General features: G+C 60.8%; 13 protein-coding genes. 6 read left to right on the top strand and 7 right to left on the bottom strand.

Features of this window, described 5'->3' with window-relative positions:
* Positions 1-5: 5 nt before the first annotated feature.
* Positions 6-932: a LysR family transcriptional regulator gene (locus tag ABIE32_RS18180; protein WP_429018167.1), complete on the bottom strand. Its 927-nt coding sequence runs from the start codon at positions 930-932 to the stop codon at positions 6-8.
* A gap of 178 nt (positions 933-1,110) precedes the next feature.
* On the opposite strand from ABIE32_RS18180, the gene ABIE32_RS18175 reads away from it, so the two are divergent.
* On the top strand, positions 1,111-2,106 hold the full coding sequence (locus tag ABIE32_RS18175; RefSeq protein ID WP_224152476.1) for a bile acid:sodium symporter family protein: 996 nt from the start codon (positions 1,111-1,113) through the stop codon (positions 2,104-2,106).
* A 39-nt stretch (positions 2,107-2,145) separates the two neighbouring features.
* The gene (locus tag ABIE32_RS18170; protein ID WP_429018165.1) at positions 2,146-3,120 is read left to right on the top strand and encodes a Bug family tripartite tricarboxylate transporter substrate binding protein; all 975 of its coding nucleotides are present in this window, start codon (positions 2,146-2,148) and stop codon (positions 3,118-3,120) included.
* 7 nt (positions 3,121-3,127) lie between these two features.
* Here the strand turns inward: ABIE32_RS18170 and ABIE32_RS18165 are convergent, their stop codons facing one another.
* Complete coding sequence (locus ABIE32_RS18165; protein WP_429018164.1) at positions 3,128-3,757, bottom strand: hypothetical protein; 630 nt, start codon at positions 3,755-3,757, stop codon at positions 3,128-3,130.
* Positions 3,758-3,847: 90 nt separating this feature from the next.
* Positions 3,848-5,005: a DUF72 domain-containing protein gene (locus ABIE32_RS18160; RefSeq protein ID WP_429018162.1), complete on the bottom strand. Its 1,158-nt coding sequence runs from the start codon at positions 5,003-5,005 to the stop codon at positions 3,848-3,850.
* A gap of 280 nt (positions 5,006-5,285) precedes the next feature.
* Between ABIE32_RS18160 and ABIE32_RS18155 the strand changes: the two genes are divergently transcribed.
* Complete coding sequence (locus tag ABIE32_RS18155; protein ID WP_224152480.1) at positions 5,286-7,676, top strand: Tex family protein; 2,391 nt, start codon at positions 5,286-5,288, stop codon at positions 7,674-7,676.
* A gap of 257 nt (positions 7,677-7,933) precedes the next feature.
* On the opposite strand, the gene ABIE32_RS18150 is transcribed toward ABIE32_RS18155, so the two are convergent.
* The 4 genes from ABIE32_RS18150 to ABIE32_RS18135 all read right to left on the bottom strand — a co-directional run bounded on the left by ABIE32_RS18150 (position 7,934) and on the right by ABIE32_RS18135 (position 9,906).
* The gene (locus ABIE32_RS18150; RefSeq protein WP_429018160.1) at positions 7,934-8,386 is read right to left on the bottom strand and encodes a hypothetical protein; all 453 of its coding nucleotides are present in this window, start codon (positions 8,384-8,386) and stop codon (positions 7,934-7,936) included.
* 55 nt (positions 8,387-8,441) lie between these two features.
* On the bottom strand, positions 8,442-8,894 hold the full coding sequence (locus ABIE32_RS18145; RefSeq protein ID WP_429018158.1) for a hypothetical protein: 453 nt from the start codon (positions 8,892-8,894) through the stop codon (positions 8,442-8,444).
* Positions 8,881-9,441 carry a M35 family metallo-endopeptidase gene (locus tag ABIE32_RS18140; protein WP_429018156.1) on the bottom strand — a complete coding sequence of 187 codons (561 nt, stop codon included), beginning with the start codon at positions 9,439-9,441 and terminating at the stop codon, positions 8,881-8,883. The genes ABIE32_RS18145 and ABIE32_RS18140 overlap by 14 nt, the downstream gene beginning before the upstream one ends.
* A 324-nt stretch (positions 9,442-9,765) precedes the next feature.
* A complete protein-coding gene (locus tag ABIE32_RS18135; protein ID WP_429018154.1) occupies positions 9,766-9,906 on the bottom strand; it encodes a hypothetical protein in 141 nt (46 codons plus the stop codon).
* A 164-nt stretch (positions 9,907-10,070) separates the two neighbouring features.
* Between ABIE32_RS18135 and ABIE32_RS18130 the strand changes: the two genes are divergently transcribed.
* The 3 genes from ABIE32_RS18130 (at position 10,071) to ABIE32_RS18120 (ending at position 15,584) form a co-directional block, all read left to right on the top strand.
* Positions 10,071-11,378: an alpha/beta hydrolase family protein gene (locus tag ABIE32_RS18130; RefSeq protein WP_429018152.1), complete on the top strand. Its 1,308-nt coding sequence runs from the start codon at positions 10,071-10,073 to the stop codon at positions 11,376-11,378.
* Positions 11,379-11,849: 471 nt separating this feature from the next.
* The gene (locus tag ABIE32_RS18125; RefSeq protein ID WP_429018151.1) at positions 11,850-12,644 is read left to right on the top strand and encodes a LuxR C-terminal-related transcriptional regulator; all 795 of its coding nucleotides are present in this window, start codon (positions 11,850-11,852) and stop codon (positions 12,642-12,644) included.
* Between the two features lie 375 nt (positions 12,645-13,019).
* Positions 13,020-15,584 (top strand): AI-2E family transporter, encoded by a 2,565-nt coding sequence (locus tag ABIE32_RS18120; protein ID WP_429018150.1) that lies wholly within the window; start codon positions 13,020-13,022, stop codon positions 15,582-15,584.
* Positions 15,585-16,442 lie beyond the last annotated feature (858 nt).

The raw sequence follows: 16,442 nt of genomic DNA, 5'->3' as shown, positions 1-16,442 counted from the left end.
GACGCTCATTGACGTTGTGGATGTATCAACAAGTTAGCCATCCGGTCCCACACCGCCTGTGCTGCTGCAGGCAGGCTGCGCTGGCGGCGGCGCACCAGCATGATGGCGCGTTCCACCTGCGGCGTCAGATCAGCCACTAGCAGGCCCGGTAGTCCCTGCGGCGGAATGGCCAGGCGCGGCATGATGCTGATGCCGATACCCGCCTCCACCATCCGAAAGGCGGTGGTGACATGGCCCACCTCCTGCACCACGGGGCAATGCGCAGGCCCGCAGCCATGCGCTTGCAGGGCCGAATCCATGAGCCGGCGGCTGCCCGAGGCATGGTCCAGCAGCACCAGGGGCAGCCCCTGCAACTGGGCCCAGCCAAGCGTGATGGCCGCGCTGTCGGCCTGGCCCCGTACCAGCGCGTGGCTGGCGGGCAGCACGGCCACAAAGGGATCGTGCAGCAGGGTGACGTGCTCCAGATCACCCAGCTCGGGCGGCTCCACCACCACGCCAAAGTGCACGTCGCCATTGCGCACCTGGGCCAGCACCTCCTGCTGGAGCCTGTCTACCAGCTGCAATTGCACCTCCGGCAGATCACGGCTGCAGGCGGCAATGCAGGTGGGCATCAGCGCTGCCGACAGGGTAGGGCTGCTGGCCACACGCACCACACCGCGCGCGGCCTGGCCCACGTCAGCCACCTCGTCCAGCGCGTCGGCCAGCTCTTGCAGCAGGGGCGCCACGCGCTGGGTGAGCAACTGGCCCGCCTGGGTGAGCAGCACTTCGCGTGTGGTGCGGTCGAGCAGCCGCACATTGAGCTGGCCTTCCAGTTCCACCATGGCGCGGCTGACGGCCGATTGCGTCAGGCCCAGGGCCTGACCCGTCTGGCTGAAGCTGTGGCTCTGGGCCAGGGCCATGAAAACCTGCAGTTGGCGGAGGGTGACATGCATGGTGCGGTGTGTGGGAGTGGGGTGTTATTAATTTGATAGCAACTGGCGCTTGCCAGATAAGCCCTTGTGTTCAAAGTGGCTTGTGTTTCTGCACCAAAGAATAATATATGACTGAAAATCATCAATCTATCTTATAAATTAATTTTACTTTTGGTGGCCGCTGGCGTCCAATGCGGGCATGAAATTCCGCCCCGATAACTTCACCCTGATGCTGGTGGCCGTCGTGCTGCTGGCCAGCTTTCTCCCCGCGACTGGCGATGTTGCATCCATCCTGGAGAAGGTGACCACCGCGGCCGTGGCGCTGCTGTTCTTTCTGCACGGCGCCAAGCTCTCGCGCAAGGCGGTGCTCGACGGCATCATGCACTGGCGCCTGCACCTGTTCATCGTGCTCAGCACCTTTGCCCTGTTTCCGCTGCTGGGCTGGCTGCTCAAGCCGGTGCTCACGCCGCTGGTATCGCCGCAAATTTATGTGGGCGTGATGTTCCTGTGCGTGCTGCCATCCACGGTGCAGTCGTCCATTGCCTTTGTGTCGATGGCGCGCGGCAATATTCCAGCGGCCATCTGCAGCGCCTCGGCTTCTACCTTGCTGGGCGTGTTCATCACACCGCTGCTGGTGAGCATTTTCGTGACCGAGCACGGCGCGAGTGGCTCGTTTGTCGATGCCGTGGTCAAGATCCTGTTGCAACTGATGCTGCCTTTCGCGCTGGGCCATTTGCTGCAGCGCTGGGTGGGCCCTTTCATCAAGGCCCACGGCAAGCTCACCAAGGTGGTCGATCAGGGCTCGATTCTTCTGGTGGTCTACACCGCTTTCAGCGCGGCTGTCGTGCAAGGCATCTGGCGGCAGGTATCGGTAAGCACCCTGGTGGGGCTGCTGGTGATCTGCGCCATCATCCTGGCTCTGGCGCTGTTCCTGACAACCTTCCTCTCGCGGCGCCTGGGCTTTAACAAGGAAGACGAGATCACCGCGGTCTTCTGCGGCAGCAAGAAAAGCCTGGTGAGCGGCGTGCCCATGGCCAAGGTGCTGTTCGCCAGCAGCACCGTGGGCATGATGGTGCTGCCGCTGATGCTGTTCCACCAGATGCAGCTGATGGTGTGCGCGGTGCTCGCGGCCCGGTATGCCCGGCGGGCGGAGCTGATCGAAGGCGAAGCCGTTGCAGCGGCAGCCGCCAAATAAAGAACTCAGATAGACAGAAAAGCCCAAGGAGACACTGGCATGACACCTTTTATCGCGCGCCGCGCACTGCTGGCCGCCGCTGTTGCCGCGCTGAGCACAGGCACCCAGGCTGCAGAGCCAGCATTCCCCTCCGGCCCCATGCGCATGGTGGTCGGCTTTGCAGCCGGTGGCGGCAACGACATCCTCGCCCGCGTGATCGCCAGGGAGCTGCAGCAGCGCCTGGGCCAGCCCGTGGTGGTGGAGAACAAGCCCGGCGCGGGAGGTCTCATCGCAGGCGATATCGTTGCCAAGGCGCCTGCCAATGGCCTGACGCTGCTGCTCGGCTCGATGGGCGCGCAGACCGTGGCCCCCAGTCTGATGGCCAAGCCGCCATACGACCCGCGCACCGGCTTGGCGGCTGTCACCCTGGTGGCCGATTCGGGGAATGTGCTGCTCATCCACAGCAAACTCCCCTACAAGAGTGCGAAGGACGTGATCGATGCCGCCCGCAAGCAGCCGGGCAAGCTCAGCTATGGCTCCAGCGGGCAGGGCTCCACGCTGCACCTGGCGGGCGCCCTGTTTGCGCAGCAGGCCAAGGTGGACATGCTGCATGTGCCGTACAAAGGCAACTCGCAGGCCATCACCGACCTCTCGGGCGGCCAGGTCGACATGGCGTTCTCCGGCATTCCACCCGCTCTGGCTTCGGTGCGCACAGGGCAGACGCGCATGCTGGCGGTCACCACCGCCAAGCGCCTCAAATCCTTACCCGATGTGCCGACGGTGGCAGAGTCGGGCTTGCCGGGCTATGCGTTTTCGTCCTGGTATGGCGTGTTGACGACGGGCGGCACACCGGCCCCCGTCATCGAGCGGCTTGCAAAGGAAATCCATGCCATCGTCGCCAAGCCCGAGGTGCGCGAGGTGTTTGCCCAGCAGGGCGTGGAGCCCGAAACCAGTACCCCGGCTGAATTTCAGCGCATGATCGATGCCGAACTCACCCGCTGGGCCCGGGATGTGAAGACGCTGGGCATCCTGTAGGCCGCAGCTATTTGAGCGCTGGCGTGAAGGTGATCTCGTATTTCTCCAGCGCAGGCCCCACATCCAGCCGCATCTGACGGCGTTTGGCTGTCTTGGGGCCGCCCAGCACCTGGGCGGTGATGCGGATGCCCTTGCCCTGCGCGCTGCAGCGCAGGTTCTGCAGCGTCAAACCGGCCTTGTCGTCGTTGATTTCTGCAAACCCCAGGGTGTGGGCTGCCACGCCGCGCCAACTGCCTGCGCCTTCGGGCTGGTTCATCCACTGCACAAACAGCACCGATTGGCCGTTCTGCTCGCCGAGCACCACACGGTAGGGCTGGGCGGATTTGCTGCTGCCGCTGTTGCGGTTGCCGCACAACTGGACGCTGACCACCGCGTCGGCCACGGCAAAGTTGTTGATCTTGGGCTCTGCCGCCTGCAAGGGCAGGCTGGCAGCGAGTGGTGACAGGCAGATGGCCGCCATGGCGGCAAGACGAGAGAGGGTGCGGTAACGCATGAAGCAATCAATCAGGAAGGCAGCCTGCAGTCCATCGCAGGCCATCATGGCACCAGGGCCGGTGCCCATGCCAAAGCGGCAATCATAGGCCTCGCGGGCGGCCACGCGTGCGGGGCGACGCTCGCAAGCCGCAAATTTGCGCAAAACATCGCAAGCGATTGCAAGAACCCGGAGTAATCAGGAATTTGCCCGGGTGAAAAGAAAAATAGAGGTGAAGCAGGCGCAAAGCAGGGCTTACGCCGCCTGCTGGCTGGCAATGGCCTGCGCCAGCCGCAGCATGCTCAGCGGCGCGCAGCCCTCGGCCTCGTTGCTGATCGTCACATAGGCCTGCTGGCCCTTGCCGCATATGCCGGCAACGGTGCGGGCCAGCGCTTCCAGCGTCGCATCATCGGGCTGTTGAATGCGGTCAAACGGCGCCAGCTTCTGCTCGGCCTCGGCATAGCCGTAGGGACCGAAGATCGGGTTCACATTCCAGCGGCACACCAGCGGGCCGGGCCACAGGGCGCGCAGCAGTGGTAGCTGCTCTGCAATCCGTGGCATCTTGGCGTGCAGGCCCAGGCAATAGGTGGCGCCGCTGTTGCGCAGAATCCGGGCAAACTGCGGCGCAATGTCGGGGCGCAGCCAGTCGGGGTCGCGCACCTCGTAGGCAACAACGGGCCGTGCTTCCTCTGGCAGACTGGCCAGCTGCGCTTGCACAGCAAGCGCCAGCTGCTCCAGTTCTGATAGCGTTTGCTGCATGCGAATGAGTCGCCCCATCGGCAGGGGGCTGAGCTGAAACAGCAGCACGCCCAGCTTGCTGCCCAGGCCTTCGCACGCAGGGCGCACATAGGTGTCCAGCGCCAGATCGGGGTTCAGAAACACCGGATTGGCCTCGCGGCCCCGGCCTTCCTCGCCGCGCACCTGCGCGTCGCACACCAGAGAAGGTGCCTTGACGACAAAGCGAAAATCCTCCGGCACCTGGGCGGCGTACACCGCGTATTCCGACGCCGCCAGTGGCCGGTAAAAGCTGCGGTCAATGCTTACGGTGCGCAGCAGCGGGTGCTGCGAATAGGCGGTCAGGCCCCGTTGCGCCAGAATGCGCTCGCTATAGGCCTTGGCCCACACCAGCCCCTGCCAGCCCGGGTACGACCACGACGAGCCGCCCAGCCGCAGCAGGGCAGGCAGGCGCTCTGCCAACCCGTCACCCAGCAGGGGCTGGGCAGGGGCCACGGCCTGGGCGCGGCTGCGGGGCGTGGCCGGCGCAGTGGTCGCGGTTGCCTCCTCATTGGACTGGGCGGCTGGCGTGGCCATGCCAGACCCGGGCTGTGCGGGCGCGACCGGGTGCGCGTCACCGTGACCGGCAGCACCTGTGTCACCAAACAAGTCGAACGTGGAATCAGTTGCGCGAGACATGGCAGAGCGTGGATACGGACAAAACGGCAGCGCAGGGGGTGCGAAACATCCAAAAGTGGCCCGCCGAGTGTAGAGCCTGCCGGACAGACTGCAACGCTGCGCGTATTCGCATTGTTTTACGATTCTGCCTAAATTGGAGTTTTGCGCACGTCCTTCAAGCGCCAAAAGCTATTAAAAGTGTAGCGATGCGTCATAACCCCTGTGCTTATCACCAGTAGGTACCGCTGCCTATGGCACACTCGGCGTCTTTGCCAGAAATGCATTGGAGCGAGAGTCAAGCATGCACAAGATCATTGCGCAGATTGCCGGGGAGTTGAAGGTTGCCGAATCGCAGGTGAAATCGGCGGTGGAATTGCTCGATGGCGGCGCCACCGTCCCGTTCGTCGCCCGTTACCGCAAGGAAGCCACGGGCGGCCTCGATGACACGCAATTGCGCACACTGGACGAGCGCCTGGGCTACCTGCGCGAGCTGGAAGACCGCCGCGGCACCGTGCTCAAGGCCATCGACGAGCAGGGCAAGCTCACCGACGCGCTGCGCCTGGCCATTGCCAACGCCCCCACCAAGCAGGAGCTGGAAGACATCTACCTGCCGTTCAAGCAAAAGCGCCGCACCAAGGGCCAGATTGCCAAGGAATTCGGCATCGAGCCGCTGGCCGACAAACTGTTTGCCGACCCCTCGCTCGATCCGCACAAGGAGGCCGAGGCCTTCTGCAAGCCCGCCACCACACTGGACGACGGCAAACCCGGCCCCGATTTCTCGACCACCTTCGCCGTGCTCGATGGCGTGCGCGATATCCTCTCCGAGCGCTGGGCCGAAGACCCGTCCCTGGTGCAGAAGCTGCGCGAGTGGCTGTGGGATGAAGGCCTGCTCCAGTCCAAGAAGGTGGAAGCCAAGAACGAAAACGACCCCGAGGTTGCCAAGTTCCGCGACTACTTCGAGTACGACGAGCCCATCGGCCGCGTGCCGTCGCACCGCGCGCTGGCCGTCTTCCGTGGCCGCGCGCTCGAAATCCTTGAAGCCAAGCTGGTGCTCCCCGTGGAGCCCGAACCCGGCCAGCCGAGCCTTGCCGAAGGAAAGATCGCGCTGCACCTGGGCTGGAGCCACGCCAAGCGCGCGGCCGATGACCTGATCCGCAAGTGCGTGGCCTGGACCTGGCGCGTCAAGCTCAGCCTCTCGACCGAGCGCGACCTGTTCTCCCGCCTGCGTGAAGACGCTGAAAAAGTCGCCATCAAAGTCTTTGGCGACAACCTGCGCGACCTGCTGCTGGCAGCACCTGCCGGCCAGCGCTCTGTGATCGGCCTAGACCCCGGCATCCGCACCGGCGTGAAGGTGGCCGTGGTTGACAGCACCGGCAAGCTGGTCGACACCACCACCATCTACCCGCACGAGCCCCGCCGCGACTGGGATGGCTCGCTCGCCGTACTCGCCAAGCTGGTGGAAAAGCACAACATCAACCTGATTGCCATCGGCAACGGCACTGCCAGCCGCGAAACCGACAAACTGGCAGCCGACCTGATCAAGATCGCCAGCCAGGCCGACAAGAAGATCGACAAGGTCGTGGTGAGCGAGGCGGGCGCCTCGGTCTATTCGGCCAGCGAATTTGCCGCGCAGGAAATGCCCGACATCGACGTGAGCCTGCGTGGCGCGGCAAGCATTGCCCGCCGCCTGCAGGACCCGCTGGCCGAGCTGGTCAAGATCGACCCCAAGAGCATCGGCGTGGGCCAGTACCAGCATGATGTGAACCAGAGCGAACTCGCACGCCAACTCGACGCCGTGGTTGAAGACTGCGTGAACTCCGTGGGCGTCGACCTGAACACGGCATCGGCCCCGCTGCTCTCCCGCGTCTCGGGCCTCTCGGGCTCGGTGGCCAAGTCGGTGGTGCGCTGGCGCGATGCCAACGGCAGCTTCCAGAACCGCAAGCAACTCATGGAAGTGGCGGGCCTGGGCGCCAAGACCTTCGAGCAGGCAGCGGGCTTTCTGCGCATTCGCGGTGGCGACAACCCGCTTGATGTCACCGGTGTCCACCCCGAAACCTACCCGGTGGTCGAGCAAATCATCGTCAGAACCGGCAAGCCCATCGGCGAGATCATGGGCCGTGGCGAAGTGCTCAAGTCGCTCAAGCCCGAACAGTTTGCCGACGACCGGTTTGGCGCCGTCACCATCAAGGACATTCTGGGCGAGCTGGAAAAGCCCGGCCGCGACCCGCGCCCTGACTTCGTTGTGGCCCGCTTCAACGATGGCGTGGAAGACATCAAGGACCTGCGCGAGGGCATGACGCTCGAAGGCACGGTCAGCAACGTGGCCCAGTTCGGTGCCTTCGTCGACCTGGGAGTGCACCAGGATGGCCTCGTCCACGTCAGCCAGATGAGCCACAAGTTCATTGAAGACGCCCGTGAAATCGTCAAGACCGGCCAGATCGTCAAGGTCAAGGTGCTCGAAGTCGATGTGGACCGCAAGCGCATCAGCCTCACCATGAAGCTCGACGCAGCCCCTGCCAGGCGCGATGGCCCGCGCGACAACCGCTTTGAAAGCGCAGGCCGGGGCAACAGCTACGGCGGCAATCGCGGCGGCGGCCGGGACAGCTATGCCCAGCCCCAGCGTGGCAACCAGCCCACACAGCAGGGCGCCATGGCCTCTGCATTTGCCAAACTGCAAGGCCTCAAGAAATAGTCGAGGCAGGGGCTCTACAGGAGATGCTGCCCTTCGGTTGGAGTAACGCCCCCTTACGCAACGCTTGATACGTCGTTGCTTCGTCGGGGGCGCCTAGCCGGGGGGCTCCTAGTCGGGAGCGCCCGCAGCCTTGTCGTACTTTTATACTGCCTACGGCTTTGCCTGATGGCGCCCCGACGCCTCGTCTCAATCGCAAACCTACGAATTGCTGGGTTATGTTAGCGGCTCTCAATAACCAGTATGCCAATCACTCAAAATCAATTGGGCTTGGCGAGAGGCTGCGGCAAGCAAGGCGGTAGTTTCATCTTCTCAACATCGGGTGTTATATCAATAAAGACTACATCGGTAGTTGGAAGCACATCGCGTTTAGTCTTTGTATGCCCGAATGAACCAACCTGAATTATGGTATCTGCAGGCAATCTCATAGATAATTTAGCCTTAAGCAGGGTGCCCCGAGTAGCAGCTAATATTTTAGCATCTTCAAGATTTGGAGCATACGCATTCGCTTCAATGCCGAGGCTTCCAATAAATGGAAATTTGACTAATGAGGCATCAAACCATTCTTGCAATTTTTTGTCTTCAGCACTTGTTAAGGTGATTGCACCTTTTTCGTAAAAAATGTCAATTGCGAGAACATATTTGCACGCAAATACCGAATAATGAGAGGATATCAAAAGAACTGCAATAAATATATTTCTATTTGCTGCCATATACTAGGTCATGCAATGCAAATATAAAAAATTATTAGTATTTCAATTTCGCTGATTAATTGGGCTTGGCAGGAGGTTGCGGCAAGCAAGGCGGTAGCTTCATTTTCTCTACATCTGGTGTTATATCAATAAAGACTACATCCGTAGAGGGGAGTACATCGAGCTTGGGTTTTGTGTGTCCATACGACACCACTCGAATGAGTGTATCAACAGGAAGCTTCTGAGACAAAGCATCTTTAGTCAAGTCACCCCTTTTTTTTGCTAGTGCTTTAGCATCTTCAAGATTCGGCGCGTATGCATTCGCTTCGATGGATAGACTACCGACTATTGGAAACATTTTTAATGAAGATTGAAACCATTCCTGTAGTTTTTTATTCTCAGAATCGGTTAGAGTAGTTTTTCCTTTTTCATAAAACACATCAACCGCACTAACATAACTACACGCAAAAACAGAAAATTGCGGAAGTGCCAAAAAAACAATCAATAGTAATTTTTTACAAATTGCCATAAGCCACTCCATGCAATGCAAACATAACAAAATTATCAGTATTTCTTATAGCTTTGGACGGATCAGTCTTAGCGAGTCTCTCTGAAAAAGCTGTATTATAGACATGATCGATAGATGTGAAAGTGCTTTGAAAATGGCATACTTCATGCAGAATTGTGCCAATCTTTGAACTATGGTCGCTGGAATATGTTCTGCCATTACAGTAACCTGGATATATTGCAATGTGATGACCAGTATCCAGCGGGCAGACCGCAGCATGAACCCCATCCAAATCAACACTGGTGTCCGGAACACAACCAAAAAGGCCATCTTTGGTTGGTTTCACGAAATTCTCGCCAGACATTTGCTTCAATACCGAAACACATTTTGGATAGCCATTTAATAAAATCTGTTTTAATTTATCGCCATCAGTCCCAAACCATTTCATCGCTCTCTCTCGCGTCGCTGGCCTCCATTGGCTGACCGACGGAATGACGCTATTGGTTAAAATTTTTATTAATTTATCTCGTATTTCGTTGAATTCCGCAATGAATTCTTTGTTTGTCATGTTTGGACATATGCGATCATCGACGTTTTCCGAGGAGTCAGCAGACTTGAATGCTTCGCCTCGTTTGAGTTGTTGGGCTGTCCCAGCTCCTCCAAAGGTATGCTCCAACTGAAAGTCTTGCGCTTTACACGAAATTTCCTCATCCGTTCTAAATTTTCTGTGAAAGTTATTGGCTCTGGCAAAGGGTGCATAGGAGACTGTGCAAGGACTCCTGAGTGCCCACAGCCGTACTCTGTTCTGGCTTCAATTCCATTGATTTGGCCAGGCTTTATGAACAATACCATCGCGCTCCTCTAACAATGAAAGAGGTGTAGCAGTAGGTTGTCACTTCACCACAATGGCCGCGATAGCCGCAGCTTTGAGCCATTCCATGAAGCCACCTAGCAGATCGAATTTCAGGAAAACGGTAACAATCACAAGTATCAGCACCGTGATCCTGATCTTTGCGGCGTATTCACGATTCATGGCACGCCTCGTCGACAAATCTCACGCAATAAGTCGCTTACATCTATCAATCCCAATAAAGTGATAGCGATAAAATTCTAGGTTCAGGCCTTGCGACTGGTTTGTGGCAGATCAGGGGCTTGCGGCTTTTTTATGCTCTACAGGGTCAGAAGCATCGAGGGGTTATGAGAAACAAGAACAGCGAAAACAACAAAAACAAAAGCCAAGGCCGCATGGCCATGGGCATGCTGCTGGTGCTGGTGGTCGTCCTCATGGCAGGTATCAAGATGAGCTACCGGGGCTGGACCTCGCTCGGCCAGGCCAAGAACAAGGCGCAGGCCGAGCAGCCTGCTGCGCTGGTGTGGCCGCCCCAGGCTGCGCCGGAGTCGGAGCCGTTCTGCCACACCGTCAAACTGACCCTGCCGCAGTTGGACAAAGCCAACGAAGAGGGCTTTGCCGTTGACCAGGGCCGCCGCTGCATCACCCGCGAAGCCATGCGCGCGCACGACGAATACTTGGCGCAGCGCGCCCGGAGCAAGGCCGAGCGCGATGCCAATGAAAGCCGCCGTGCGCTGGAGCAAAAGCTGCAGGCCGAACTGGAGCAGGCCGTGGCCCAGCAGGTGGCGCAGGGCGGCATCACGCTGCAAAACCTGGGGCAGGCGCGCGAAGGCAAAACCACCCAGGTCGCCAATGTGCTGCTGCCGGGCGCTGGCGGCGCTGCCAAACCACTGCCCAAGCCACCTGCAGAGCTGTTTGTGCCCGTCACCTACCATAGCGGCGGCATGCCGCTGGCCGGCTTTGTCACCCCCAATCCCAAGGACGGCAAACGCCATCCCGTCATCATCTGGCTCACCGGCGGCGACAGCAACACCCTGGATGACTTCTGGACCGAAGGCACGCCCGGCAACGACCAGAGCGCCAGTGCCTTCCGCAAGGCCGACATGGTCATGATGTTTCCCACCCTGCGAGGCGGCAACAGCAACCCGGGCCAGCGCGAATATTTCTGGGGCGAGGTGGACGACGTGACCGCCGCCGTGCTGTTTGCAGCCCGGCTGCCGTATGTGGACCCGGCCCGCATTTACCTGGGTGGCCACAGCACCGGCGCCACGCTGGCGCTGCTCGTGGCCGGCACCGGTTTGCCGGTGCAGGGCGTCTTTGCGTTTGGCCCGGTCGCCGATCCGTCCACCTACACGTCGAGCCAGTTGCCGGTGGCCTGGAAAAAGCTGGGCAGCGAAGAGCAGCGCCTGCGCGCGCCCATCCACTGGCTGCACGCCATCAAGGCGCCCACCTGGATCATCGAAGGCGCCAATCCACCGTCGAACACGGACGCGCAATCAAAGCTGTGCAAGGCACGCAAGTCAGAACAGGTCCACTGCGTGCAGGTGGCGGGGCTGGACCACTTCTCGGTGCTGCAGCCGCTCACCCGCCGCATTGCCGCGCAACTGGCCATGGGCGAAGACCCCAAGCTCGAATCCACGGCCCCGCTGCCGTAAAAAGCGCGACTGCTCGCCAATACGCGCGGGGCCAATCCGGCCCCAGACAACAAGCCAAACAGCAAGCCAGCCAGCAACGCAACAAGGCACCAAAACGGCGCCATCCCTGCCCGGGGTGGCGCCGTTTTTCCGTTCCGGGCATCGGCGCCGGACGCTCTGTGCCATGCCGTCCCGGCACCCGTATGCCCTGGCACGCGGCCTGCACACTGTTGCCAGGGTTACACACATCCTGTACCTGCAAGCACGGGGCATCCCCGGGATGTAACAGGCATGTGTTTAATATGTTTAATATTTATCAATTCTTAGATTGAGATTGAGTTTGAATATTGATAGTATGCAAGTGTAAATACTGCAAAACGCCAATCCCAGTCCCTTTGCCTGCCTTCGCAGCGCCATGCTCCATGGCGTGCGTCCATGCATACCACCGTGCTGCCGCAGGCTGCCCGGCGGGCAGGTGGGACGAGTAAAACAATGACCCAAACATTTCCAGAGCCATTGGAGGGCACAGAGATTCTTGCTCTGCAAGATGACTACAAGGACAACGGATTCGAGATGTTCAACAATCCGCCTTCCATGTGGCCGTCCTTTCTGGTGGGGCAGCGTGACAAGCCTGTCCGCACCATCGTGATCGACGATGACATCCACTTTGTCAACGTGCTGCTGCAGGAACTTGCGCTGGACGAACGCATCCAGGTGGTGGGCCGCGCCCTCAATTTCAAGGACGGCAAGCGCCTGGTGCGCGCCGCCGATTTTGACGTGCTGATCGTCGACCTGAACCTCACCGATCGCTCCGGCGAACTGTTGCTGGAGCTCGCCGCTGCCCAGAAACCGGCCAGCCAATCCATCGTGTGCACCGCATCCGATCTGGAAGACCATATTCGCCGTGCCTTGGAACTGGGCGCATCCGGGTATCTGCTCAAGCACTCGTGGTTTGGCTCCTATGCGCAGTCCATCCTGCAGGTGGCCAACGGTGGGGCTGCCATCACGCCTCACTTGGTCAAGCGCCTGTTGAATCAGCCCGAACCGGTGCGGCAGGCACCGGCCAGCATGGCAGACGTTCCCAAGACATCGGCAAGTCAGTTGTCGATGCGTGAGCTTGATGTTCTGCGCATGGTCGCCAATGGCAACACCAGCCTCGAAATTGCATCGCAACTGCAGATCAGCCACATGACGGTCAACACCCACATCCGCAACACCTACCGCAAGCTCCAGGTGCGCTCACGTGCCCAGGCCGTGCAAAACGCCATGCTGCGGGGCTTGATCTAGCGATTTGTGCAGAACACGTGCGCAGGTGAAGGCTGAGGGGCGGGGACACGGTTGCGTACCGCTAGGCGGTGATTTCATGGCCGTGGCCCAGCCTGATGTGCGCAGAATGCTTCTCTATCGATAGCAAACTGCGCCAGAGGCGACACCGGCACACCCCAGGATCAGCGGGCGGATGACAGGCAACAGTCCACAAAGCGGCTGAAATGGCATCAAAATGCCAACGCAGCCATTTGCCTGACCATGCCAGACCCACGCTCACCCCACCCGCAGCAACCGCAGCCCCCGCATTCGCCGCCAAGCGCCCCGTTGCCCCGGCAGGACTCCGCCGCAGAAGCGCACGCCACTGCGCCCACTTCTGCGCACAGGGAGGGCAGCATGGCATCGGCGGTACCTTCGCAGCCACCGTCACCACCACAGTCTTCACACCCGCTGCAAGCCCCCCCGACACCGCATTCACTGCATTCACCGCATTCACTGCATTCACTGCATTCACTGCAGTCACCGCAGCTTGCATCACCGAGCAGCGATGTCCTGGCGCCGCTCCTGTCGATCGTGCCCGGTCTGCGCCTGATGGTCGGCATGGTAATTGCCGGGGTCGTCATATTTGGCCTCTATGTGGGCCGCAACGTATTGCTGCCGCTGGCGTTGGCGGCATTGCTCGGCTTCCTGCTCGATCCTGCGGTCAGCCGCCTCAAGCGTTGGGGCCTGCCCCGGCTGCTGTCCGTGATCCTTGTGGTCATGGTTGCCATTGCAGGGGTGGGAGCAGGGGCCTTGTACGTGGGCAGCCAGGCCACGGTGTTGAGCGCCGAGCTTCCGACTTACCAGAACACCATCCGCCAGAAGCTGCGCAACCTCAAAGGCTACTTCAAGGGCCCCAGCGTGTTTGATGGTGCTTTCAAAGTCTTCAACACCGTCGAGACCGAAATTGCACTGCCGGACACCGGCAAACCCAAGCCAGCCCGCGCCCAGAAGGTCGAAATCCAGGAGCCCGCGGCCAAACCCATCCAGAAAATGCTCGATGTGGTGTCCAAAGTGGGCGAACCGGTTGCCACCGCTGGCATCGTCCTGCTGTTCGTGATCCTGATCCTGCTCGACCGCAGCGACCTGCAGGATCGCCTGCTGCGCCTCATGGGGCGCAACATGCACATGGCAACCGACGCCCTGGATGAAGCCTCCACTCGCATAGGCCAGTACCTGCGCATGCAGTTCATCGTCAACCTGAGCTACGGCATCCCCATGTGGCTGGGGCTGTGGTGGATCGGTGTGCCCGGTGCCGCCCTGTGGGGAGCGCTGGCCGCCGTCATGCGCTTTGTGCCCTACATCGGGCCCATGGTCTCGGCGATCTTTCCCCTCACGCTGGCCTTTGCCGTCGACCCGGGCTGGGATCTCCTGCTGTGGACGCTGGCCCTCATCCTCGTGCTGGAGCTGATCAGCAACAACATCATCGAGCCGTGGCTCTACGGCTCCAGCACTGGCCTGTCCACCCTGTCGATCATCCTGGCCGCCACCTTCTGGACCGCCTTGTGGGGGCCCATCGGCCTGATCCTGTCCACGCCGCTCACCGTTTGCCTGCTGGTGCTGGGGCGCTACATACCGGCCCTGCGGTTCTTCGAGATCCTGCTGGGCAGCGGCGCGGTGTTCGACCCGCCGCAAAAACTCTTCCAGCGCCTGCTGGGCGGCAATGTGGACGAGGCGGTCGATGTGGCGACCCACCGCATCGATGAAGAGCTGCCTGCCAAACCCACCGGCCAGGACACGGCCAGGGCCGTCACCAGGTTCTACGATGGCGTGGCGATTCCCGCGCTCAAGCTCGCAGCGCACAACTACCTGAACCAGTCCACGGCAGAACACCGCCTGCGCCTGTCCGTCGGCACGGCAGAGCTGGTCGAAGAACTGCGGGAGCACTATCCCCCTGCAAAGGTCGTACTTGCGGGGCAGGAAGCCACCGAGCGGGAAGAGGGGGGGAAGCCCGTGCACGAGGTACCCGCCCGGCCAGCCATACTGTGTGTGGGCCTTCGCTGGGACATTGACGTACAGGCCGCAGCCATGGCTGCCCACGCCCTGCAGCTGTACGGCCTGCCAGCTGGGCACGACGCCGAAGCACTGCCCGTTTTCCCCCGCGACGCCGATCTCAACACCTGGGCCGGGGTGCGCGCTGTCTGCATCTGCAGCTTTCACCCACACCCGCAGACCAAGCTGCGCCAGTTGTGCAAGCGCATCCGCCAGCGCTGGCCAGAGCTGGGAATCGTCGTGGCACTGTGGAACACCGACAACCAGCTGCTCGACCCCGATGCCATTCGCGCCATCCAGGCTGACTATGGCGTGCGCACCATCGACGAGCTTGCGCTCCGCATTCAGGTGGAATCGGGCGTTGAACAATGGGTACAGCAAGCCGTCAAGCCCGAAATCCCGGCGGGCGAAGACAAGCGCCTCAAGGCCCTGCACAAGAGCGGCGTGCTGCACCCGGCCCACCACGACCAGTACCGCGAGGCCGCCATACAGGCCTGCAATGCCTTCCAGGTGCCCTGGGCCTACGTCGCCTGGGTCGACAAGGACCGCGTCTACATGCCGGGCGCTGTTTTTGACAGTGGCGACAGCGAACTTGCGCAAACGGGCATGGCTCGTGCCGACGCACTGGCCTCCTTCGTCATCGCCGACGGGGCGCCCCTGGTGATCGAAGATACACAGCGCAACCCACGCTTCGCGCGCAACCCGCATGTGGACAGCTTGGGCGTGCGGTTCTACGCGGCCGCCCCCCTGCGCTACAAGCGGGGGGCTGTGCTGGGTGCCCTGTGCATTCTCGATCAGGTGCCGCGAGACATGAGCGCCGACGACCTCAAGGTGCTCGAAAACATGGGCGACGACCTGATGAAATCGCTGGAAGACAGCCACAGCATACCGGCAATGCCACCTCTAACCCCCGATCCCGCTCGCAAGTAAGCTGCGCTGAAAGCTGGTTCAAGGCCTCGCTGCGCTGCGGTAAAGGCCGCGCGGCAGGAATGTCCGAGACGCCATGAACCCCATGCAGAGCGCGCGCTGCCGGCGGGCAGGCTACTGCGCAATTGGCAAGCGCTGCAGCCACGCCGACCTAACTGGCTGCGCTCCTGTCCGACTGCTTGGGCAGAGAGCCTGGCTAGGAGCGCCCGGCACCGGGCTACCCGGAAAGCCTCGGCGCTGCTCGCTATGGCGGCCCAGGGCAACATCTTGACCCCCATGCTTACGCATTGCGCGGGCGACATTCCTGCATCTCGACGCATTGCGTTTACACAACAACGTGGCTGCGTGGGGGCGCCACCATGTGCACGGGCCCAATGACACCAGCCTGAAAACGCGGCTGCACAGCTCAACTCGCACAGCGCCTGGTCTAACGGCATATTGACTTGCGGTCTTTTTCCACTCTGCCGCCCCCCCTGACGCGGAAGGGCAACCGGCCTTCTATGCCAGCTGCGCTCTAGGCCCGCCACCACAGCCCTTGATACGTCGTTTCCATGTCGCGATGCCAGGCAAGAAGCGCCCAGCCTTGTGTGTTGTACGTATGCACAGCCTGCAGCTTCGCCTGAGGTCCCTTTCAGCCGCAAATCTACGTTTTTTGGGTGAAGTTGGCTGCCTCCAATAGCGCAGCCTCATGGTTATGCCTACTGCAATTGACACAGCACGTAGAGACTTTTCTCTCCATGCACTAATCACTTCTGATTAATAAGATCGGCCTTGTTGCATAAATCGGTTTGGGACTGAGTCTCCCCAAACCCCAGACGTAGTTATGCCACGGCCACCGTTTGGGGCGTGCCCAGCTCGGTG

This window comes from Comamonas sp. 4034 (assembly GCF_050434545.1).
In the GTDB taxonomy this organism is placed as follows: Bacteria; Pseudomonadota; Gammaproteobacteria; order Burkholderiales; family Burkholderiaceae_C; genus Comamonas; species Comamonas odontotermitis.
Note: the sequence above shows the minus strand (reverse complement) of the source record. Positions and strands in the feature narration are given on the sequence as shown.